Source organism: Olleya sp. KKT75, from assembly GCF_055635485.1.
In genome coordinates this window covers 3,289,502-3,309,434 of record NZ_CM145759.1, presented here as the reverse complement: position 1 = coordinate 3,309,434, position 19,933 = coordinate 3,289,502, and the positions used below count along the sequence as shown (strand labels likewise).

Annotated in this window: 22 protein-coding genes and 1 other RNA gene; 13 read left to right on the top strand and 10 right to left on the bottom strand. The window is 31.6% G+C overall.

Annotated features, from left to right (window positions below):
* Positions 1-202: 202 nt before the first annotated feature.
* The 4 genes from ACZ2G2_RS14880 to ACZ2G2_RS14865 all read left to right on the top strand — a co-directional run bounded on the left by ACZ2G2_RS14880 (position 203) and on the right by ACZ2G2_RS14865 (position 4,328).
* The gene (locus ACZ2G2_RS14880; protein ID WP_470393041.1) at positions 203-691 is read left to right on the top strand and encodes a SixA phosphatase family protein; all 489 of its coding nucleotides are present in this window, start codon (positions 203-205) and stop codon (positions 689-691) included.
* Between the two features lie 40 nt (positions 692-731).
* Positions 732-2,792, top strand: a complete 2,061-nt coding sequence (gene ppk1 / locus ACZ2G2_RS14875) for a polyphosphate kinase 1 (RefSeq protein WP_090842234.1) — start codon at positions 732-734, stop codon at positions 2,790-2,792.
* The gene (locus ACZ2G2_RS14870) at positions 2,785-3,696 is read left to right on the top strand and encodes a Ppx/GppA phosphatase family protein (RefSeq protein WP_470393039.1); all 912 of its coding nucleotides are present in this window, start codon (positions 2,785-2,787) and stop codon (positions 3,694-3,696) included. Before ppk1 ends, ACZ2G2_RS14870 begins: the two co-directional genes overlap by 8 nt.
* A 95-nt stretch (positions 3,697-3,791) precedes the next feature.
* Positions 3,792-4,328 carry a porin family protein gene (locus tag ACZ2G2_RS14865; protein ID WP_470393037.1) on the top strand — a complete coding sequence of 179 codons (537 nt, stop codon included), beginning with the start codon at positions 3,792-3,794 and terminating at the stop codon, positions 4,326-4,328.
* Between the two features lie 67 nt (positions 4,329-4,395).
* Here ACZ2G2_RS14865 and ACZ2G2_RS14860 read toward each other — a convergent pair whose 3' ends face one another.
* From ACZ2G2_RS14860 to dnaX, 3 genes are read right to left on the bottom strand one after another with little or no spacing between them, the layout of a single operon-like run.
* Positions 4,396-4,977, bottom strand: a complete 582-nt coding sequence (locus tag ACZ2G2_RS14860; protein WP_090842229.1) for a MiaE family protein — start codon at positions 4,975-4,977, stop codon at positions 4,396-4,398.
* A 17-nt stretch (positions 4,978-4,994) separates the two neighbouring features.
* The gene (locus ACZ2G2_RS14855) at positions 4,995-5,531 is read right to left on the bottom strand and encodes a hypothetical protein (protein WP_101203419.1); all 537 of its coding nucleotides are present in this window, start codon (positions 5,529-5,531) and stop codon (positions 4,995-4,997) included.
* Between the two features lie 2 nt (positions 5,532-5,533).
* Positions 5,534-7,243 carry a DNA polymerase III subunit gamma/tau gene (gene dnaX, locus ACZ2G2_RS14850; protein ID WP_470393035.1) on the bottom strand — a complete coding sequence of 570 codons (1,710 nt, stop codon included), beginning with the start codon at positions 7,241-7,243 and terminating at the stop codon, positions 5,534-5,536.
* 193 nt (positions 7,244-7,436) lie between these two features.
* Here dnaX and rnpB point away from each other — a divergent pair.
* Positions 7,437-7,744: RNase P RNA component class A (rnpB, locus tag ACZ2G2_RS14845), an RNA gene on the top strand.
* Positions 7,745-7,781: 37 nt separating this feature from the next.
* Here the strand turns inward: rnpB and ACZ2G2_RS14840 are convergent.
* From ACZ2G2_RS14840 to ACZ2G2_RS14830, 3 genes are read right to left on the bottom strand one after another with little or no spacing between them, the layout of a single operon-like run.
* Complete coding sequence (locus ACZ2G2_RS14840; RefSeq protein ID WP_470393033.1) at positions 7,782-8,339, bottom strand: RsmD family RNA methyltransferase; 558 nt, start codon at positions 8,337-8,339, stop codon at positions 7,782-7,784.
* Positions 8,339-9,160, bottom strand: coding sequence for a DUF3822 family protein (locus ACZ2G2_RS14835; RefSeq protein WP_101203422.1), 822 nt, complete (start codon positions 9,158-9,160; stop codon positions 8,339-8,341). Before ACZ2G2_RS14835 ends, ACZ2G2_RS14840 begins: the two co-directional genes overlap by 1 nt.
* Complete coding sequence (locus tag ACZ2G2_RS14830; protein WP_470393030.1) at positions 9,144-9,887, bottom strand: hypothetical protein; 744 nt, start codon at positions 9,885-9,887, stop codon at positions 9,144-9,146. The genes ACZ2G2_RS14835 and ACZ2G2_RS14830 overlap by 17 nt, the downstream gene beginning before the upstream one ends.
* Positions 9,888-10,010: 123 nt before the next feature.
* Between ACZ2G2_RS14830 and ACZ2G2_RS14825 the strand changes: the two genes are divergently transcribed.
* Genes ACZ2G2_RS14825 through ACZ2G2_RS14800 form a run of 6 tightly spaced genes read left to right on the top strand, consistent with a single transcriptional unit; the run spans position 10,011 to position 15,181 of the window.
* Positions 10,011-11,441, top strand: coding sequence for an ATP-dependent DNA helicase (locus tag ACZ2G2_RS14825; protein ID WP_090842216.1), 1,431 nt, complete (start codon positions 10,011-10,013; stop codon positions 11,439-11,441).
* A 35-nt stretch (positions 11,442-11,476) separates the two neighbouring features.
* Positions 11,477-12,205, top strand: a complete 729-nt coding sequence (gene kdsB / locus ACZ2G2_RS14820; RefSeq protein ID WP_090842214.1) for a 3-deoxy-manno-octulosonate cytidylyltransferase — start codon at positions 11,477-11,479, stop codon at positions 12,203-12,205.
* Positions 12,196-12,900, top strand: coding sequence for an HAD family hydrolase (locus ACZ2G2_RS14815; RefSeq protein WP_470393028.1), 705 nt, complete (start codon positions 12,196-12,198; stop codon positions 12,898-12,900). Before kdsB ends, ACZ2G2_RS14815 begins: the two co-directional genes overlap by 10 nt.
* A 2-nt stretch (positions 12,901-12,902) precedes the next feature.
* Positions 12,903-13,520, top strand: coding sequence for a CatA-like O-acetyltransferase (locus ACZ2G2_RS14810; protein WP_470393026.1), 618 nt, complete (start codon positions 12,903-12,905; stop codon positions 13,518-13,520).
* Between the two features lie 28 nt (positions 13,521-13,548).
* On the top strand, positions 13,549-14,631 hold the full coding sequence (locus ACZ2G2_RS14805; RefSeq protein WP_470393024.1) for an iron-containing alcohol dehydrogenase family protein: 1,083 nt from the start codon (positions 13,549-13,551) through the stop codon (positions 14,629-14,631).
* A gap of 1 nt (position 14,632) precedes the next feature.
* Positions 14,633-15,181 (top strand): 1-acyl-sn-glycerol-3-phosphate acyltransferase, encoded by a 549-nt coding sequence (locus ACZ2G2_RS14800; protein WP_090842208.1) that lies wholly within the window; start codon positions 14,633-14,635, stop codon positions 15,179-15,181.
* Between the two features lie 188 nt (positions 15,182-15,369).
* Here ACZ2G2_RS14800 and ACZ2G2_RS14795 read toward each other — a convergent pair whose 3' ends face one another.
* Positions 15,370-16,824, bottom strand: a complete 1,455-nt coding sequence (locus tag ACZ2G2_RS14795) for a nicotinate-nucleotide adenylyltransferase (protein WP_090842206.1) — start codon at positions 16,822-16,824, stop codon at positions 15,370-15,372.
* Between the two features lie 93 nt (positions 16,825-16,917).
* Between ACZ2G2_RS14795 and ACZ2G2_RS14790 the strand changes: the two genes are divergently transcribed.
* Together ACZ2G2_RS14790 and ACZ2G2_RS14785 are read left to right on the top strand one after the other, a co-directional pair.
* On the top strand, positions 16,918-17,679 hold the full coding sequence (locus ACZ2G2_RS14790; protein WP_090842204.1) for an MBL fold metallo-hydrolase: 762 nt from the start codon (positions 16,918-16,920) through the stop codon (positions 17,677-17,679).
* Positions 17,680-17,691: 12 nt separating this feature from the next.
* Positions 17,692-18,189: a hydrolase gene (locus ACZ2G2_RS14785; RefSeq protein WP_143067841.1), complete on the top strand. Its 498-nt coding sequence runs from the start codon at positions 17,692-17,694 to the stop codon at positions 18,187-18,189.
* A 16-nt stretch (positions 18,190-18,205) separates the two neighbouring features.
* Here the strand turns inward: ACZ2G2_RS14785 and ACZ2G2_RS14780 are convergent, their stop codons facing one another.
* The 3 genes from ACZ2G2_RS14780 to ACZ2G2_RS14770 all read right to left on the bottom strand — a co-directional run bounded on the left by ACZ2G2_RS14780 (position 18,206) and on the right by ACZ2G2_RS14770 (position 19,929).
* Positions 18,206-18,835 (bottom strand): FEKKY domain-containing protein, encoded by a 630-nt coding sequence (locus tag ACZ2G2_RS14780; RefSeq protein WP_470393021.1) that lies wholly within the window; start codon positions 18,833-18,835, stop codon positions 18,206-18,208.
* 114 nt (positions 18,836-18,949) lie between these two features.
* The gene (locus ACZ2G2_RS14775) at positions 18,950-19,597 is read right to left on the bottom strand and encodes an alpha/beta hydrolase (protein WP_282070322.1); all 648 of its coding nucleotides are present in this window, start codon (positions 19,595-19,597) and stop codon (positions 18,950-18,952) included.
* 2 nt (positions 19,598-19,599) lie between these two features.
* Positions 19,600-19,929: a hypothetical protein gene (locus tag ACZ2G2_RS14770; protein ID WP_101203433.1), complete on the bottom strand. Its 330-nt coding sequence runs from the start codon at positions 19,927-19,929 to the stop codon at positions 19,600-19,602.
* Positions 19,930-19,933 lie beyond the last annotated feature (4 nt).

Genomic DNA, 19,933 nt, shown 5'->3' with positions numbered 1-19,933 from the left:
TACAGTTTAAGGGAGGTGCCACATAGTGACAAACGTAGGTATTCTGTAATTACTTAGATTCAGGGACAAATTTAACTAATTCTTTAACAAAAGAAAGCTGATTTAGGTGCCTAATCAAATATATATGTTATAGCACATATAAAACCGATAAAAGGTATTACTTAATTCGGTAAACGTAAAAATACGTATTTTAACGACAACTATGAGTAAAATTTTACAATTTATTAGACACTCTAAATCTTCTTGGCAATTTCAAGTGGATGATCATGACAGACCATTAAAAAAAAGAGGAGTAAATGATGCGCTTTTAGTCTCTAAACACTTAAAAACTATTCTTTTAAAGCCAGATGTTATTTTTTGTAGTTCTGCACAAAGAACAAAATCGACAGCAACGTTGTTCGTCGATATATTGGAATTGAAAAACGTCAATTTTGAAGTAAAAAAAGCACTTTATGACTTCTCAGGACCATCGGTTTTAGACGCTATTAAAACATGCGATGATTCTGTTACCGTTTTAATGCTTTTTGGACATAATTTTGCTTTAACAAATTTATGTAACTCTCTAGGAAACATAAGTATTGACAACGTAACAACGTCAGGTTTTGTACAAATAGAATTTGATCAAAACTCATGGAAAAATATACAAAATGGTAAAACCACAAAAATTGTATTTCCAAAACATTTAAAATAGACAATCTAATTAGATATATTTGTAGTAAATTCTGAAAATAATGACTAACCATATTATTGATAATAAATATGTAAACAGAGAATTAAGTTGGTTACAATTTAATCATCGTGTGTTACAAGAGGCTGCAGACGAGTCTGTTCCGTTAATAGAGAGACTCCGTTTTTTAGGTATTTTCTCTAATAATTTAGACGAATTTTTTAAAGTACGTTATGCAACTGTCAAACGTATTGATTATGCAGGAAAAGCTGGTAAAAGTCAGTTAGGTGGTATAAAGGCTTCAGAGCTTTTGGATATTATAACAAACACGGTAATTAAACATCAAACCGAAAGTTTGAAAATATTACATGATATTCAGAAAAAATTAGAAGCAGAAAATATTTTCATTTTAAGAGAAACTAAAATCTCAAAAACTCAAAAGCAATACCTTAGAAGTTACTTTTTAGAAAAAGTGAGTCCTGCGTTAGTTACTATTGTTTTAAATTCTGAAATAAAACTACCAAATCTTAAAGACAGTGCAGCTTATCTTGCTGTTAATATGTATATGGAAGATGGTAGTAATCAATATGCTTTGATAGAAATTTCAAAAAGCATGGATCGTTTTGTTGTATTACCCAAAAACGGGGATACAGACAATATTATAATGTTGGATGATTTGTTACGTTTATTTTTAGACGATATATTTAACATTTTTGATTACAAAAAAATTACAGCTCACATGATTAAAATTACTAGAGATGCCGAGTTGGATCTAGATAGTGATTTGACCAAGAGTTTTATGGAAAAAATCAGTGACAGTGTAAAGGATAGACAAGAAGGAGAGCCGGTTAGATTTGTTTACGATAAAACCATTGATAAACCTACATTAGCATTTTTAATGGATAAAATGGGGATTGATAATACGGATAGTATTATCCCTGGAGGTAGATACCATAATCGCAGAGATTACATGGGGTTTCCTAGTTTAGGACGTAAAGATTTATTGTATGAAAAAATTGTGCCATTAAAAGTAAAAGGATTGAGTCTAGAAGGTAGTATTTTTGAGGCAATTGCTAAAAAAGATTATTTGCAATATGCGCCTTATCATACCTTTTCTTATGTGGTTAAATTTTTAAGAGAAGCTGCTTTAGATCCTAAAGTAAAAGCAATTAAAATTACTATATATAGATTAGCTCAAATTAGTCATGTTGCAAGTTCTTTAATTAATGCAGCAAAAAACGGTAAAAAAGTGACGGTCTCTATGGAGATTCAAGCACGTTTTGACGAAGAAGCTAATATCGCTTACGCGGAACAAATGCAGCGGGAAGGTGTTAATTTAATCTTTGGTGTGCAAGGATTAAAAGTGCATAGTAAAATGTGTTTGATAGAAAGAGAAGAAGATAATAAATTGAAACGTTATGGTTTTATAAGTACTGGAAATTTTAACGAATCCACAGCAAAAATTTATACAGATTACACCTTATTTACTGCCAATCAAAAGATTTTAAAAGACGTAAATAAAGTGTTTAACTTTTTTGAAGTCAATTATAAAATTTACAGATTTAAACATATAATTACGTCTCCGCATTATACAAAAAACAAGTTTTTTCAACTAATTGACACCGAGATTAAAAATGTAAAAGAAGGAAAGCCTGCCTACATTAAATTAAAAATGAATAGTATTTCTAGTTACCAAATGGTAGACAAGTTATACGAAGCAAGTCAAGCAGGTGTTAAGATACAGATGATTGTTAGAGGTATTTGTTGTTTGGTTCCTGGTGTAAAAGGGATTAGCGAAAATATTGAGGTTATTAGTATTGTAGATAAGTTTTTAGAGCACACAAGATTATATGTATTTTGTAATGATAATGCACCTAAAGTGTATATTTCTTCTGCAGATTGGATGACTAGAAATATTGAAAATAGAGTAGAAGTAAGTTGTCCTATTTATGACGAAGAAATTAAGGAAGAATTGATAGATACCTTCCACATTTGTTGGAAGGATAATGTAAAAGCTAGGATTTTAAACAAAGCACAAAACAATACTTATAAAAGAAATAACGAACCTAAATGTAGGTCTCAATTTGAAGCTTACACCTATTTAAAAAATAAATTAGATGCTTAATATTCAAAAATATGCAGCTATAGATATTGGGTCCAATGCCGTTAGATTACTTATATCTAATATAGTCGAAGAAAGAGATAAGCCAACGCGTTTTAAAAAAAGCTCGTTAGTCAGGGTTCCGGTGCGTTTGGGTGCAGATGTATTTATTAAAGAGCAGATTTCAGAATACAACGTTAATCGTATGTTGGATACCATTCATGCGTTTAAATTGTTAATGAAAACGCACGGTGTTGTAAAGTATAAAGCATGTGCAACATCAGCAATGAGAGAAGCAAATAATGGAAGAGAAGTTGCTAAGTTTATAAAACAAAAAACAGGAATTCAAATAGATATTATTGAAGGCGAAGAGGAGGCTGCCATAATTGCAGCTACAGATTTACAGTCGTATATAGATGCCAATAAGACTTATCTTTATGTAGATGTTGGTGGAGGGAGCACGGAGTTTTCTGTAATTGATAAAGGTCAAAAAACAGCATCCAAATCGTTTAAAATCGGAACCGTCCGTTTATTAAACGATATGGTGAAAAAAGAAGCTTGGTTAGAACTTGAAAACTGGATTAAATCTGAGACTGTAAAACATGAAAAAATAGAAGTTATTGGATCCGGAGGAAACATAAATAAAATATTTAAAGTCTCTGGTAAAGCCATGGGAAAACCATTGTCTTATTTTTACTTAACCTCTTATTATAACATGCTTCAAACGTATTCTTACGAGGAGCGTATTTCTATTTTAGATTTAAATCAAGATAGGGCAGATGTTATTATTCCAGCAACACGTATTTATCTGTCAGCAATGAAATGGTGTGGCGCAAAAGATATTTATGTACCCAAAATTGGACTTGCAGATGGTATCATAAAAAGTATGTATAATGATACTGTTTCTAGTCATACAAAGTTAAAATAATACATTTTATCTATTTAATGTATCATATTATTGAAAAAAATATATCTTTACTTCTACAATCAAGTATTAAATAAACCAATTTAAGTTTTCAAAACATGAAAAAAACTATTTTACTATTAACTTTTGTTTTAGCCTCGTTTTATGGGTATGCACAAGACGCGTTATACGGTGTAAGAGCTGGATATAATATTTCTAATTTAGATTTTGATCCTAGTGTTCCTGCTGGAGTTGCAAATGCACATAGAAACGGATTTGCTATTGGTTTTTTTGGCGAATATAGTTTAACGGATTCATTTTCTTTTGCACCAGAAGTTCAGTTTTCTGCAGAAGGAGCAAAAGATCAAGAGTTACGTATCAATTATATTCAAGTGCCATTATTTTTTAAATATAAAATAGACTCAGCTTTATCTGTTGGTTTAGGTCCTCAAGCGGCTTTAAAAGGACATTCTTATGAAGACGGATTGACAAATTTAGGTTTTTCGGTATTAGGAGGTTTAGAGTATTTAATTACTGACGAGTTTTTTATCGATTTTAGATATTCGTATGGATTATCTAATGTTTTAGATGATAATGATGCTGGTTTAGAAGCAAAAAACACAAACATGCAAATAGGTTTTGGAGTAAAATTCTAAACATAATATATTATAATAAAAAAGCCCATTCTAATTTAGAATGGGCTTTTTTATTTAGCAATTTTATTTATCCGTGTATGGTTTCTTTTTTACTTAAATCTTGCATTATTTGTGCTTCATATTCTAGTAAATCATTCCATTTTTTATCAACTTCTGTACGATCGCCATATTGTCTTGCAAATCCTAAAAACATGGTGTAATGGTTAGCCTCACTAACCATTAATTTACGATAAAACTCAGCTAAAGATTTATCCTCTAATTCTTCAGACAATAATCTAAAGCGTTCACAACTTCTAGCTTCTATTAATGCGGCATATAACAGTCTATGGACTAACTGTGTTGTTCTACTTCCTCCTTTAGGAAAAAAGGTAATCAATCTTAAAACGTAATCGTCCTTGCGGTCACGACCTAAAATCCAACCGTTTTCTATTATCAAATCATGGACCATTTTAAAGTGGCTAATCTCTTCTTTAACTAAAGCAACCATTTCTTGTACTAGATCCGTATATTCAGGAAAACTAACTATTAAGGAGATTGCTGTACTTGTTGCTTTTTGCTCGCAGTAAGCATGATCTGTTAAGATTTCTTCTATGTTTTTTTCTACTATATTTACCCAACGTGGATCTGTTGGTAATTTAAGTCCTAGCATGTCTTAGGTGTTAAAAGTTAACTCTGTTTTGTTATGTTGTAATCCCCATTTGCTTCAATAGTTAAATTGTATGTTGGGCAATTTGTTGATCTAGGAATACATTGGGATGCAATAATGTGTACTTTGTTTGTTTCCAAGCTTTTTTGTTGGTCTATATAAATCTCAGTGCTTACATAGTCGCTAACTTTTTCAGACAGAAAATTGTCATCCATGACTTGCTTAAATATTGGTCTATCATCTTTGAAAACTTCAATTTCAGAGACAAATTCTCTATAGTAATTATTGTTAGTTATATAGTCTTCTTCAAAAGATTGTAACACAGCTTTAGTCATGTCTGTGTAACTTTTTATTGTAACTCTGTAACCATTGCTTAAAATGGTATCTGTGCTTGTTTCAGTATAGCTTTCTGGGAAGTATTGTGTCTGTTCTGCAAAGGATTGATATAGGTTTTTTTCAATAAGAATATCCCTTGGTTTTTTATTAACATGATGACGACCATCACAACTTAATAATACAAGGATCAGCGCAAATAGTAAAAAAGCAAATTTGTTCATAGTTAAACGTCTAAGTCAAAAGTGGTACGCAATAGCTCTAAATTAGGGTTTTTCTCCTTTAGCTTCTCGTATTTTTCTAGAGGCGTATAGGCATATTTAGTATCTAATTCTTCATTAATAGTTATATCTAATGTGATATCGTAATTTTTTAAGTTTTTACGTAAATAAGACATGAGATCAAAAGACTGACGCTCCACTTCAACTTTGTTTGTCGCGTTTGGAAACGTTAGTTGAATAGAAAATCCATCAGGAGCCAAAGTAGGCTTGTCAATAGATAAGATAGAGGCTAAATTAAATTTACCTTCGCCTTCAATTTTAGTTACAAAAGCATTCCATACCTCCGTTAATTCGTCTTGATTAAATGGTTCTCTTGGTAAGTTTTCTTCGTCCACAACAACATCTAATTGTCTAATTTGATGTTCCTTTTTAGCTCTGATACTTTTTAAAGATAAACCAGAAGTACGTTTTGTTTTAGAGGCTATACCGTTTTCTAAAACAATTTTAGGTGTTACAGGTTTAGCGGGTTGTTGTGGAGTAGGTGTAGCTTTTACAACAGGTACAGTAGCTTGTGGTACATTAACCTTTACAGGAGTAATGCCTATTTTTTTAAAGTAAGATGGCGGAATTATGAACCGACTACTATTTTTTTTTTCTCCATCAAAAGTGATAGAGGCAAGTTGCATTAAAGTTAATTCGACTAAGAGTCGTTGGTTTTTACTACTCTTATATTTTAAGTCACACTCATTAGCTAAGTTAATTCCTTTTATTAAAAAGTCTTGACTTGCTTTTTGAGATTGTTCTAAGTATTTGTTTTTGGTGTCTTCACCAACTTCTAAGAGCTCTATAGTAGTTGGGTTTTTGCAAACTAGCAAATCTCTAAAGTGAGAGGCTAATCCAGCGATATAGTGATGACCATCAAAACCTTTTGCTAATGTTTTATTAAATTGTATCAACAGTTCAGGGATCTTATTTTCTAAGATATACTCTGTGCTTTCAAAATAGGTTTCGTAGTCTAAAACGTTTAAGTTTTCAGTTACAGCTTGCCTTGTAAGTTCTTTACCTGCAAAACTTACAACTCTATCAAATATAGATAGGGCATCACGCATGGCACCATCAGCCTTTTGAGCGATGATATGTAAGGCGTCATCCTCAGCATTTACACCTTGTTCTTTAGCAATATATTTTAAATAGTTTTTAGCGTCTTTAACAGTAATACGTTTGAAATCAAAAATCTGACAACGTGATAAAATGGTTGGAATTATCTTATGCTTTTCTGTAGTTGCTAAAATAAAAATACAATGTTTTGGTGGCTCTTCTAACGTTTTTAAAAAGGCATTAAAGGCAGCTTGAGATAACATGTGGACCTCGTCAATAATATAGACTTTATATTTTCCAACTTGTGGTGGTATACGGACCTGGTCTGTTAAATTTCTAATATCATCAACCGAGTTGTTTGATGCGGCATCTAGTTCAAAAATATTAAAGGCGTAATCTTCCTCTCCAGTTTCGTTACCGTCACTGTTAATCATTTTTGCTAAAATACGTGCACAACTTGTTTTACCAACCCCACGCGGACCCGTAAATAATAAAGCTTGTGCTAGGTGATTGTTTTCAATAGCATTAAGTAGTGTATTGGTAATAGCAGATTGTCCAACAACATCCTTAAAGGTTTGTGGTCTGTATTTTCTTGCCGATACTACAAAGTGTTCCAATGCTACAAAATTTATTTTAGCGTCTTTTTGATGCTATTATTAAGATGTAACAAATTTAAAAAATAGAAGGCTAATTAAGAAGTCTAAACTGTGATTTTATTTATAGTTATCAACAAAACAGTATTAATCCTTAAAGTGGAAACAATTTAAAGATTATAGCTTTAAAAATGTCTAGTTTATTGTAGTTTTGCTTTCAGTAAATTGCCTTATCGCTTTAAATTTATTTTAAAGAGGAAAGTCCGGACACCGTAGTGTAATCATAGTGGTTAACAGCCATCCGCCGAGAGGTGAGGAAAAGTGCAACAGAAAGAATGTACAGGTCATGCTGTAGTGAAACCAGGTAAACTCTATGAGGTGCAATACCATGTATACTAACGTTTGAGCGTACACGCGCGATTGTTAGAGGGTAGGTAGCTAAAGCGTGTTGGTAACAGCAAGCTCAGATAAATGATAGGGGCTTCTTAGGAAGTACAAAATCCGGCTTATAGATTTACTTACTTATAAAAAAAACCATCTAGAAATAGATGGTTTTTTGTTTTTACTCTTCTTCGTCTGAAGTTATATTTTCAAAAAAGCTAAAGGTGTTTCCTCCATAACTTTTAGAGTGGCTATAATTTATTATGCCTGATAGGTCTGTATATTTAGAGTGTTCTACAATAAGTAAACCGTCAGTTTCTAAAAGATTATTAGCAAATATTAAATCTGGAATTTTAGTGAAATCTTCAACAGAAAAATCATAAGGCGGATCCGCAAAAATAATAGTATGTTGTTGTTTGCTGCGTTCTAAAAATTTAAATACATCACTTTTTATAGTTTGTATGTCCATTTCAAAGCTAGCAGCGGTCTCGTTAATAAACTTAATGCAACCATGATCTTGATCTACACTTAAAATATTTTCTGTACCTCTAGAGGCAAACTCGTAGCTTATGTTTCCTGTTCCTGCAAATAAATCCAATACAGAAATGTCATCTAAATAATATTGGTTATTTAAAATGTTAAACAAGGCTTCTTTGGCCATGTCTGTTGTAGGTCTTACGGGTAGCTTTTTTGGAGCAGTGATTCTTCTTCCTTTAAATTGTCCTGATACAATGCGCATTATAAGCTTTTTAGTAATGTGAAATTTGAGTGATTGTGTGTTGGTTTTTCCGCGAAAGCGTAAGTGTCCATTCTATTGCCAAAAGATACGTGTCTGATGTATTTATAAGCTATTTCAAACAACGGACTGTCCTTGGTTACTTCACCTAGAAACAGTACTTCTATGGTTTCTGGGTTAAGCTGTAATTGCTCTAAGGTAAACAATAAATAATAAATAAAATCTTCTTTTGTCTGATGTTCAAATGTATTGTATAGGGTTAGCTTTCCTTTATTGATAACAATAATTTCAAAATTTGTGTCTGACACATGGACATAAACTTTTGGAGTATTGCTGTGTTTTTCAAAGGTCAATAATTGTTCTATTAAAATAGTAGAAAAATGATTGTAAGTAAAGCTGCCAAATTGATCAAATATAAAGTTATTAATGTTAGTAAAAGGCACGTAAACATTAACACTATCGTTTGGATGGATGTCATCAAACGTTATAAAATCAGTTTTTAAAATTTTAGTATTAAATTTTAAATAATCGGCTAAAGTGTCTTCATTAAATAATGGTTTTGGAACAACTGTGGACCAATCATTAACATGTATGACATTTATAGCTTTAAAAGGCTGTTTTAATACAGTTTCTGTATTAAAAAGATGTTTGATAGCATCTAATAATTCTGATGGCGTTTTCTTAACAGAAAAGCGTTCAGATTTAAGTGTAACTATAGTTTTTGTATTTGTATCTAAAACACAAAAAGAATGTCCACTCAAACTAATTTGAATGGACAATTCTAAGTTGGTTAATTCGTTATTATTACTAGTCGTTACTGCCATAAGTTTTTGGCCAGTTTCCGATTGTTTTTACTTCATCCATAGATCCTACACGTAGTGCATCTCCATTTACTCCTTCAACAGATATTACTTGACTTTCTTTAAGTACTAAGTTTTTATCTTGATCATATAAGACATCTGTTTTCATTACAAACGCTTCAAATACTGGAATTTTATTTCCATTTTCATCTTCAATCTCTCCTGCGTTCATTGTAAATTTAGTTCCTTCTTTTCCAAGAGGTACATTCATCATTTGCTTATATCTATCAGTACCTTTGAACAAACGATTTTTTACAGGTTCAAATCCGATAGTATCTGTTATAACAATTTCCTTAGTTGTTGTTACACCACCATAACGTTTTGTAGCTTCAACATCAATAACTGTTGAATCTCTTCTGTCTATTAATGTGAATTTACCGTTTTCAATAAATTTAATTAAAGTATCATAACTTTTAGTAAACTTACCTGTAACAGTTCTGTGTGCTAATTGAGAATCTCTAATGTCTACTAAACGTTCAATTGCAGCTCTGTATCTTTTTTCTTTTAATTGGTTAAACTTAATTTCTCCATATACAGAGTTAAAAGTTAAGTATCCTAAATAAGCAATAAGTGCCCAAAGTGCGATGGTAATAAATGGTTTTGCTTTTGTTGGAATAAATTTGTCAATAAGCCAAACAATCAAAATTGTTAGTAAAATTGCTCCAAGTATAATAAGTGCTAATTTTATCATAAGTATTTTATTAAATTTAATTAAGGTCTGTGACAAATCTACAATTTTTTTTTATTCGTAAAAACCATTGTTGGTAAAAATGATTTATATATTTGATAAAAAGTTTTCAATCCACACTATTTAATGACCAGTTCTCAATTTTATTCCCTTATAAGACAGCATTTTCCGTTCAATCCAACCTCAAAACAAGATATTTTACTTTTACAACTTTCTGAGTTTATTTTAAATGATAAAGAAAATGGCGTGTTTTTGTTAAAAGGTTACGCTGGTACTGGTAAAACCACCATTATTGGTACGATTGTGACAAATTTGTGGCACGCAAAAAAAAGTGCAGTTTTGATGGCTCCAACGGGTCGAGCAGCTAAAGTTATCTCCAATTATTCTAAAAAAGAGGCGTTTACTATCCACAAAAAAATATATTTTCCGAAAAAAGAAAAGGGTGGAGGTGTAAAATTTGTGTTACAACCAAATAAACATAAAGACACTATTTTTATTGTTGATGAAGCTTCGATGATACCAGATTCGCCAAGTGATTCTAAACTTTTTGAAAATGGATCGCTTTTGGACGACTTAATGCAATATGTTTATCAAGGTCAAAGATGTAAATTGCTTTTAATAGGAGATACAGCCCAATTACCTCCAATAAAATTAGATTTAAGTCCTGCATTGGACGAAAACACACTAAGTCTAAATTACAACAAGTCTGTGACTAAAATGGAATTAGATGAAGTTGTAAGGCAAGGTGAAGGCTCTGGTATTTTAGAAAACGCAACTATTTTAAGAGAAACTATCGCTGATGGCTTTTTTGATAGCTTTAAGTTTAATTTAAAGTCTTTTAAGGACATCGTTAGGCTTGTAGATGGTTATGAGATTATGGACGCTATAAATGATGCGTATAGTTCTTTTGGATATGAAGACACAAGTATTATTGTAAGAAGTAATAAACGCGCTAATTTATACAACCAGCAAATACGTAGTCGTATTTTGTTTAGTGAGAACGAATTGTCTTCTGGAGATTATTTAATGGTTGTAAAGAATAATTATTTTTGGTTAAAACCTACATCCGAAGCTGGTTTTATTGCTAACGGAGATATTGTAGAAGTTTTAGAAATTTTTAGCATTAAAGAATTATATGGCTTCAGATTTGCAGAAGTAAAGGTTAGGATGGTTGATTATCCTAAAATGCAACCTTTTGAAACTGTTTTGATGTTAGATACTATTGAGGCAGAAACACCGTCTTTACCTTATGAAGAGTCTAACAGATTATATCAAGAGGTTCAAAAAGATTACGAAGATGAAACCAGTAACTATAAAAAGTTTTTAAAAATAAAGGGCAATAAGTTTTTTAATGCCTTACAAGTAAAGTTTAGTTATGCAATAACATGTCATAAGTCTCAAGGTGGACAATGGAATACTGTTTTTGTAGAACAACCTTATCTTCCTAACGGAATTGATAAAGATTACTTAAGATGGCTGTATACAGCTATAACTAGAGCAAAAGATAAATTGTATTTAATTGGTTTTAAAGACGATTTTTTTGAAGAAGACCATTAAATTATTATATTTTTATGCTCCAATTTAATTCTTAGATGAAAATAATAGCAATGATTCCGGCACGATATAGTGCCTCACGTTTTCCTGGTAAGCTAATGAAAGATTTAGGCGGAAAACCGGTAATTACTCGTACTTATGAAGCTACAGTAGAGACCAAACTATTTGATGACGTTATTGTGGTTACTGATAGTGATATTATTTTTGACGAAATCACTAAAATTGGTGGTCATGTTTTAATGAGTACTAAGCAACACGAATGTGGAAGTGACCGTATTGCAGAAGCAGTAGAGAATTTAGATATAGATGTTGTTGTAAACGTGCAAGGTGACGAGCCTTTTACTGATACAGAATCTCTTAAAAAACTAATAAAAGTATTTAAAGAAGATACAGATAAGCAAGTCGACTTGGCATCATTGATGGTGCATATTACAGATTGGGACGAAATTAAAAACCCTAACACGGTTAAGGTTATTGTTGATCAGCAAAACTTTGCGTTATATTTTTCAAGAAGTCCAATACCGTATCCAAGAGACGAAGCAGTACCTGTTAAATACTTTAAACATAAAGGCGTTTATGCTTTTAGAAAAGAGGCCTTAATGGATTTTTATAGGTTACCAATGTTGACTTTGGAAGCTTCAGAAAAAATTGAGTGTATAAGATATTTAGAATACGGAAAGCGTATCAAAATGGTAGAAACAGATATTCAAGGTGTAGAAATAGATACTCCTGAAGATTTAGAGCGCGCAAAAAAACTATGGAAGTAGATTACAGACATATTAAAGTTATTGGTTTTGATGCTGATGACACGCTTTGGGTTAATGAAACCTATTTTAGAGATGCAGAAGTGCAGTTTGCTAAATTGTTAAGCCAATTTGAGACTGAAAATAAAATAGATCAAGAGCTGTTTAAAATGGAGATGAAAAATCTTCCAGTTTATGGTTACGGTGTTAAAGGGTTTGTGCTGTCAATGGTAGAAATGGCTTTGGAACTATCCAACAATACAGTCTCTAATCAAACCATATTTAAAATTTTAGATATTGGTAAAGAAATGATTAATCAAGAGGTAGAGTTGTTAGATGGCGTGGAAGAAGTCTTGAAGCAATTATCTCAAAAATATAAATTAATAGTTGCAACTAAAGGCGATTTATTAGATCAGGAACGTAAACTTGAAAAATCAGGATTATTAGATTATTTCCATCATATTGAGGTTTTAAGCGATAAAAAAGAAGCTAATTACTCTAAATTATTAAATCATTTAGAGATTAAACCTTCAGAGTTTTTAATGGTAGGTAACTCTTTAAAGTCAGATATTTTACCATTAATTAATATCAAGGCAAGTGCAGTACATGTACCTTTTCATACAACTTGGTTGCATGAACAAGTAAATGTAAATCAAGAAGAATCTAAACAATACAAAACAATAAAAAGTCTTAAAGACTTGCTTAAAATTTTACAGTAAAAGTGAAACTATTAGATATTAATACATGGGACAGAAAGCAACATTTTGAGCATTTTTCAAAGCTTAAAGATCCCTATTTTGGTGTTACTATTCCGTTTAATGTGGAACATGCTTATCAGTATGCAAAAGATAATAAAGTAAGCTTTTTTGGTGTGTATTTACACGCTTGTATGACGGCTATTAATGCGGTAGAAAATTTAAAATATAGAATTGTAGATAATACGGTTCAAATTTGTGATACAATACATGCATCGGCAACAATTATGCGATCCAATAATACTTTTGGATTTTCATTTATAGATTATGATAAAGACTTACATGTGTTTTTATCTAATTTATCTGCGGAAAAACGAAGAATAGAGCTTACACCGGATCTGTTTCCACCGGTTAATGGTTTAAATTGTATACATTGTTCTGCGTTACCTTGGCTTGATTTTTCAGGTCATAAAGAGCCTGTATCGGGTCAAATGGATTCAGTACCAAAATTAGCATTTGGTAAAGCAGTAAAACAACAAAGTAATCTGGTTATGAATGTAGCTATTAATGTTAATCATGCTTTAGTAGATGGTTATCATATTAGTTTATTTTCAGAAATATTTCAGAAAAACTTAAATAAGTAATAAATTTACAATCTAAGACGAAAAGTCAATGAGTTATAAAAATTTTCCAATGGTGTCCAAAGTTATATTTGGACGAGGTAGTTTTAATCAATTAAGCGATATTTTAGAGCCTAATAGGTTAAATACTAGTGCGCCATTTATCTTTTTTGTGGATGATGTTTTTAAAGGTAATCCTTGGTTAACCTCCAGAATACCGTTATCCTATCAAGATAAAGTCGTTTATGTTTCAGCTAATGAAGAGCCAAAAACAGAACAAATAGATGCATACGTAGAAGATATTATTGTTTCCTTTAACGAAAGACCATCTGGTATCATAGGTATTGGAGGTGGATCTTTATTAGATATCGCTAAAGCTGTTGCTATTATGATTAATAATGATGGTGAAAGTAAAGACTATCAAGGATGGGATATCGTTAAAAATCCAGCGGTATATCATGTTGGTGTACCAACTATTTCAGGAACAGGAGCAGAGGTGTCTAGAACCACTATTTTAACTGGACCAGAACGTAAACTTGGTATTAATAGTGATTACACACCATTTGACCAAGTGCTTTTAGATCCTGAATTAACAAAAGATGTCCCAAAAGACCAATGGTTTTATACAGGAATGGATTGTTATGTACATTGTATTGAGTCACTTAACGGAACATATCTTAATGCATTTAGCCAATCTTATGGCGAAAAAGCGTTAGAATTATGTGAAGAGATATTTTTAAATGATGATTTACCAGCTGAAGAATCTCAAGATAAATTAATGATGGCTAGTTGGCACGGTGGGATGAGTATTGCTTATTCTCAAGTAGGAGTTGCACACGCTATGAGTTATGGTTTGGGATATTTATTAGGTGTTAAACATGGTATCGGTAATTGTATTGTTTTTGATCATTTAGAAGCGTATTATCCAGAAGGTGTTGCTGTTTTTAAGCAAATGAAGGAAAAACATAATATAACGTTACCGCAAGGTATTTGTGCAGATTTATCTGATAAGGATTTTGATATTATGATTAATGTCGCTCTAAGTTTAGAACCACTTTGGGAAAATGCAATTGGTAAAAACTGGAAAAAAACGATTACTCATGACACGCTAAAAGCGTTGTATAAAAAGATGTAACATGCATTGGTTAGCTAAATTTGTTTATTTTAAAATCATGGGTTGGAAAGTTGTAGGTAATACTAACTTTTCAAAGGATACTATTAAAAAAGCTATCATTATTTCTGCGCCGCATACTAGTAATTTAGATTTTATAATCGGAATCTTGTTGCGAAAAATCACACAGGTAAAAACAAATTTTATTGGTAAAAAAGAGCTTTTCACATGGCCTTTCGGCTATTATTTTAGAGCAGTAGGTGGTGTGCCAGTTGATCGAAAAAATAAAGAGAATAAAGTACAGACAATTGCCAAGTTGTTTGAAAATAAAGAGGAGTTTAGATTAACGCTTGCGCCTGAAGGGACAAGGAGTAAGGTAGACGAGTGGCGTACGGGGTTTTACTATATAGCAAAGCAAGCTAACGTGCCCATTATAATGTTTACATTGGACTTTGGAAATAAACAAAATACTATTTCTGAACCTTTTTTTCCTACCGATAATATTGAAGAAGATTTTAAGTTTATGAAATCTTTTTTTAAAGGTGTAAAGGGTAGGATTGAAAAAAATATTTAGTTTTTTTATTAAAATTAGAATCTTGGTATGACATTTGATTTATAATAAGTGTAGTACACAATGAAACATAAAGTAAACTATAAGTCCCTAAAAAGAAACATTTATCTACTACAACACAACGCTATAATAAAAAAAGCGACTTTAATTATAAATTAAAGTCGCTTTTTTGTTACTAATTAGATTTGAATCTAATTTTTATTATGAATTTCTTCAGTTTCGCAACCAAATAAACTCTGCTCAGAGATTAGTTTAGAGACTCCTTCTGGTAGCATTTGTTGCCATCCTTCTTCGCCTGTAGCAATCATTTTTAGCACTCTTCTAGAGAACACGTCTAAAGTTGCAGGATCAAAGTCTGTAATGTCTACAACCTTTCCGTTATATTTAAAAAACTTATAAAGCTCCTTCATTCTAGGATGTACTTTTAAAGTATCGCTTGTTGTAAGTGTACCATCCGATTCTTTCATTGGATATAAGTAAACACGTAAATCTTTAAAGAATAATTTACCAAACGCTTCTAAAATACCACCACTTAAATGTCTGTAGTATTTTTCATCAAAGATATCCACTAGGTTATTGACACCCATCGCTAATCCCATTCTACTCTTAGAGTATTGAGAGAAATATTCGACTAACTTATAATATTCTTGGAAGTTAGAGATTAATACAGTGTGACCTAAAGAACATAGTAATCTTGCACGATCCATAAAATCCTGTTCGTCAATTTCACCTTCGGCTCTTAAGTTTGAAAGGGTAATCTCAAAAATAACTTGCGTGTTATTTTCATCAACCTTATTTTCTTTGATAAACATGTCTAACGATTTCTCGTACATGTCAATATTTACTTTGGTTACGGGTCTAAAACTACCACGTAAGGCTAATATGTTCTTTTTATATAATACTCTTGCAGGTAATACGTTATTTCCGTCAGGAGCAAACATAATAGCATCAGTCATACCATTTTTAACCAGTTGTAAACTCATTAAACGGTTATCAACGTCTTTAAAAACAGGACCTGAAAAGTTAATAGTATCAATTTCAATTTGATCTTTATCTAAATGATCGTATAAGTAACGTAGTAATTTTCTAGGTTCGTTATACTTATAAAAAGCACCGTAGATAAGGTTTGTTCCTAATATACCAAGTGTTTCTTGTTGTAATCTTGCATCGTTTTCTTTAAAACGTATGTGTAATACAATTTCATTATATTCTTCTTCTTCAGGATCAATTTGGTATTTGATACCAACCCAACCATGTCCTTTATACTTTTTTGCAAAATCTATGGTAGCCACAGTGTTTGCAAAACTAAAAAACATTTTGTGTGGATTTTTTTCACGATCAATACGCTCTTCAATCAATTTAATTTCATGAGATACCATTTTACGTAAACGCGCTTCCGTTACATAACGTCGGTCGTTTTCAATACCATAAATAGCATCACTAAAATCTTTATCGTAGGCAGACATTGCTTTCGCAATAGTACCAGAAGCACCTCCAGCTCTAAAAAAGTGACGAACAGTTTCTTGTCCAGCTCCAATTTCAGCAAACGTACCGTAAATATTTTCGTTTAAGTTAATACGTAATGCCTTGTCTTTCAGAGAGGGAATGTTTTCAAACTCTTTATCTCCTTTTAGCCTAATTTCCATATAAAAATCACAATATTGTTAAGTTTTACAAAGGTATCAAATAAGTATATCAAACAAAATAAATAACTTATTTTTGTGTAAAATCTTCGACAATTGAAAATTACATTTTTAGGCACAGGTACATCACAAGGTATTCCCATTATTGGAAGTACACATCCTGTGTGTTTAAGTACTAATTCTAAAGATAAACGTTTACGAGTATCTATAATGGTAGAGTGGGATGACAAGATTTTTGTTGTAGACTGCGGACCAGATTTTAGACAACAAATGTTATTGGCTAATCCAGAAAAGATTGATGCGCTTTTATTTACACATGAGCATGCAGATCATACTGCTGGCTTAGATGATATTAGACCGTTTTGTTTTAGACAGGGCGATTTACCAATATATGCTCATAAACGAGTTATAGAACAGCTTAAAATAAGGTTTGAATACGTTTTTGCAACAGAAAACAGATATCCAGGTGCGCCAACGGTTTCTGTAAATGAAATTAAAAACGAAGCTTTTACTATAGCTGGAAAATCAATTATTCCTATTGAGGCTTTGCATTATAAATTACAAGTCTTTGGTTTTAGATTTGACAATTTTGCTTATTTGACGGATGTTAAAACTATTACGCAAACAGAATTGGATAAGCTAAAAGATTTAGATGTTTTAGTCATCAATGCCTTGAGAATTAAAGAACACATTTCGCATTTAAATTTGGAACAGGCTTTAGAGATTATTGCTTTGCTTAAACCTAAACGCGCTTACTTGACTCATGTTAGCCATTTATTAGGGTTTCATGACGAGGTGGAAAAACAATTACCAGAAAATGTTTTTCTGGCTTATGATCAATTAAAAATTACAATCTAAATAATTATTAGAATGAAGAATAAAATATTTATGTACCTGTTTATTTTCGCCTCACTAATCGTGGTGTTTCAATATGTAAATTCTAAAAAAATACTAGATGCAGGCGAAAAACGTATGGGCATTTTTATTGCTAAAAACGAAGCACTTAAGGACTCTTTAGCAAACCAGAAAGAGGAGTTGTCTGATTTGTCTTTGTTTGATTTGCGTTATAACCAAGAGGCTCAAGATTATTTTTATAACAAGAAACTAGATAGCGATTCATTAATTCCGTTTATAAAAAACGAATTATATAAATTAAATGAAACGGATGGTCAACATCCTTTAATACCATTTGCAGCGTCAGAAGGCAGAAAAATGCAATTTAACACCATTAAAATGCTTAATCACAGATGGATTGTTGCCGATTTCTCTGATGGTCAATATTGGGGAGAAATATTAATAAAGTATTTTGTAACGGGTGCTGAAGAAGTAGAATTTGAGGTATTAGACTACTTATTGTATACTAGGTAATCATCTAATATATAATTTACTTAACGCCTAAGGGTTTGTTTTTTAGTGTTTTGATCCAAGTTTCACCATAGTTTCTCCTTAAAAATTCTGAAATAATTTTGTTATTTTCAATTGCAGCACCAAAAGCTAGAGGATCGATAGCACAGTTTTCAATAATAAAACCAATATTGTATTCTTTTTTAAATTGAATGTATTCCTCGGAGATGTTATTAGTAATTCCGTTGGCTATAAAATTTACGCTTCCTGACTTTATTCGGTCTGCAATGTCTCCGTCCGAAAGTTTATCCTGCTTAGTTAAGTTTTTTTGTAATGAATATTTATTTTGAAACGCATTGTTTTTCGCAATTAATCTAATATAAATTATATTTTTATTTTTAGTGATTTTTTTAGGATAGGATATGGAGGAGATGAAATTGTAGGTTGAAAAACTAAAATTATACTTTCCTTTTTTGGGTAGTGTAATATTAAAACTATCTGTGCTAGTTACTAATACTTTGGTATTTGTTTCAGAGATTATAAACTGACCGGTGCCAAATGGGGTATCTGATAAGTTTTCAAAAACCACCTCTGCGACTATTTCTTTATTTGATGCGCTGGAGGTGGTTATAGTAAATAATAGGATTGTTGTTAATAGTAGATGTTTCATAATACTGAATTTATTTTATTCAAATATTACAAATTAGTAGTATCCCAAAAACTTACAATTAGTTAAAACCTGTTTTTGATTAGGGAACCATACGTTTTATTTAGGGAACAAAATCTATATCAAAGTATCTAGCCAATTTTTGAACTCATAAAAATTTTGAGGTGCAACACCATGACCAACAGGAAACTCCTTAAATTGGTTTTTAATGTTTAAAGCATCTAAAAATTTTGGTGCTTGTCTTGCCCAATCTACAGGTATTACTTGATCAACACTTCCATGAGAACAGTAAAAGTTTAAATGCTTGTAAGCAGACTGATCTTTAACGTCAAATAAATCTTCGTTAACATAACCGCTTAGTGCAATAATATTGTTGACTTTTTCTGGGTAGGTTAGGGCTACTGCGTAGCTTAATATACAACCTTGACTAAATCCTAAAAGTGAGACACTGTCTTTGTTTACAGGATAATTGGCTATAGCTTGATCTATAAAAGTAGCTATTAAATCTCTAGATTTTATGGCTTGTTCATTATCGCTCCATTTACCTTTGTCCGCATCAAAATTGATAGCATACCAAGCATTTCCGTAAGGTTGCATTGGATAGGGGGCTCTTACCGAGATTATAAATAATTCTTCCGATAATTCCGTTGCAAAACTAAAAAGGTCATTCTCGTCACTTCCATAACCATGAAAGAGTATAAGTAAAGGGGCGTTTTCTTTTAAAGACGATGGCCTTGTGATGTGATGTAAGTTAAAGTTTTCCATTATTAACCAATTGCTTTAAATAGTTTTTGAAATAGAGGTCCAATAACGGGAATAGGTTTCATTGACCCGTTTACTGCTGTCATTACGCCTAAAAATAATAAGGCTCCCATACTTACCCAAAAGGCAAGTGATATTTGCATATTATCAAATTGACTAACAAAATAACCAATTAACATCCATAAAAGACACAAGCCTAAGCCTTGTCTATTATGGAAGCTTGTAAATTCGTTTTTCTTTTCGCCATTCATTATTATAGCTATAACGCTACCAATTATTGTCAGGTAACTAACTACAGCGTATATTTTTCCTTCTTCGATTGTCTCTTGATTCATTATA

Excerpts from the sequence above, each read along its gene's own strand:
- ACZ2G2_RS14860 (WP_090842229.1), bottom strand. The coding sequence starts at position 4,977 with ATGCTAGGACTTAAATTACCAACAGATCCACGTTGGGTAAATATAGTA.
- ppk1 (WP_090842234.1), top strand. The coding sequence starts at position 732 with ATGACTAACCATATTATTGATAATAAATATGTAAACAGAGAATTAAGT.
- ACZ2G2_RS14770 (WP_101203433.1), bottom strand. The coding sequence starts at position 19,929 with ATGAATCAAGAGACAATCGAAGAAGGAAAAATATACGCTGTAGTTAGT.
- kdsB (WP_090842214.1), top strand. The coding sequence starts at position 11,477 with ATGAAAATAATAGCAATGATTCCGGCACGATATAGTGCCTCACGTTTT.
- ACZ2G2_RS14785 (WP_143067841.1), top strand. The coding sequence starts at position 17,692 with ATGAAGAATAAAATATTTATGTACCTGTTTATTTTCGCCTCACTAATC.
- ACZ2G2_RS14855 (WP_101203419.1), bottom strand. The coding sequence starts at position 5,531 with ATGAACAAATTTGCTTTTTTACTATTTGCGCTGATCCTTGTATTATTA.
- ACZ2G2_RS14840 (WP_470393033.1), bottom strand. The coding sequence starts at position 8,339 with ATGCGCATTGTATCAGGACAATTTAAAGGAAGAAGAATCACTGCTCCA.
- ACZ2G2_RS14870 (WP_470393039.1), top strand. The coding sequence starts at position 2,785 with ATGCTTAATATTCAAAAATATGCAGCTATAGATATTGGGTCCAATGCC.
- ACZ2G2_RS14775 (WP_282070322.1), bottom strand. The coding sequence starts at position 19,597 with ATGGAAAACTTTAACTTACATCACATCACAAGGCCATCGTCTTTAAAA.
- ACZ2G2_RS14865 (WP_470393037.1), top strand. The coding sequence starts at position 3,792 with ATGAAAAAAACTATTTTACTATTAACTTTTGTTTTAGCCTCGTTTTAT.
- ACZ2G2_RS14825 (WP_090842216.1), top strand. The coding sequence starts at position 10,011 with ATGACCAGTTCTCAATTTTATTCCCTTATAAGACAGCATTTTCCGTTC.
- ACZ2G2_RS14805 (WP_470393024.1), top strand. The coding sequence starts at position 13,549 with ATGAGTTATAAAAATTTTCCAATGGTGTCCAAAGTTATATTTGGACGA.
- ACZ2G2_RS14795 (WP_090842206.1), bottom strand. The coding sequence starts at position 16,824 with ATGGAAATTAGGCTAAAAGGAGATAAAGAGTTTGAAAACATTCCCTCT.
- ACZ2G2_RS14780 (WP_470393021.1), bottom strand. The coding sequence starts at position 18,835 with ATGAAACATCTACTATTAACAACAATCCTATTATTTACTATAACCACC.
- ACZ2G2_RS14815 (WP_470393028.1), top strand. The coding sequence starts at position 12,196 with ATGGAAGTAGATTACAGACATATTAAAGTTATTGGTTTTGATGCTGAT.
- ACZ2G2_RS14800 (WP_090842208.1), top strand. The coding sequence starts at position 14,633 with ATGCATTGGTTAGCTAAATTTGTTTATTTTAAAATCATGGGTTGGAAA.
- ACZ2G2_RS14880 (WP_470393041.1), top strand. The coding sequence starts at position 203 with ATGAGTAAAATTTTACAATTTATTAGACACTCTAAATCTTCTTGGCAA.
- ACZ2G2_RS14830 (WP_470393030.1), bottom strand. The coding sequence starts at position 9,887 with ATGATAAAATTAGCACTTATTATACTTGGAGCAATTTTACTAACAATT.
- ACZ2G2_RS14835 (WP_101203422.1), bottom strand. The coding sequence starts at position 9,160 with ATGGCAGTAACGACTAGTAATAATAACGAATTAACCAACTTAGAATTG.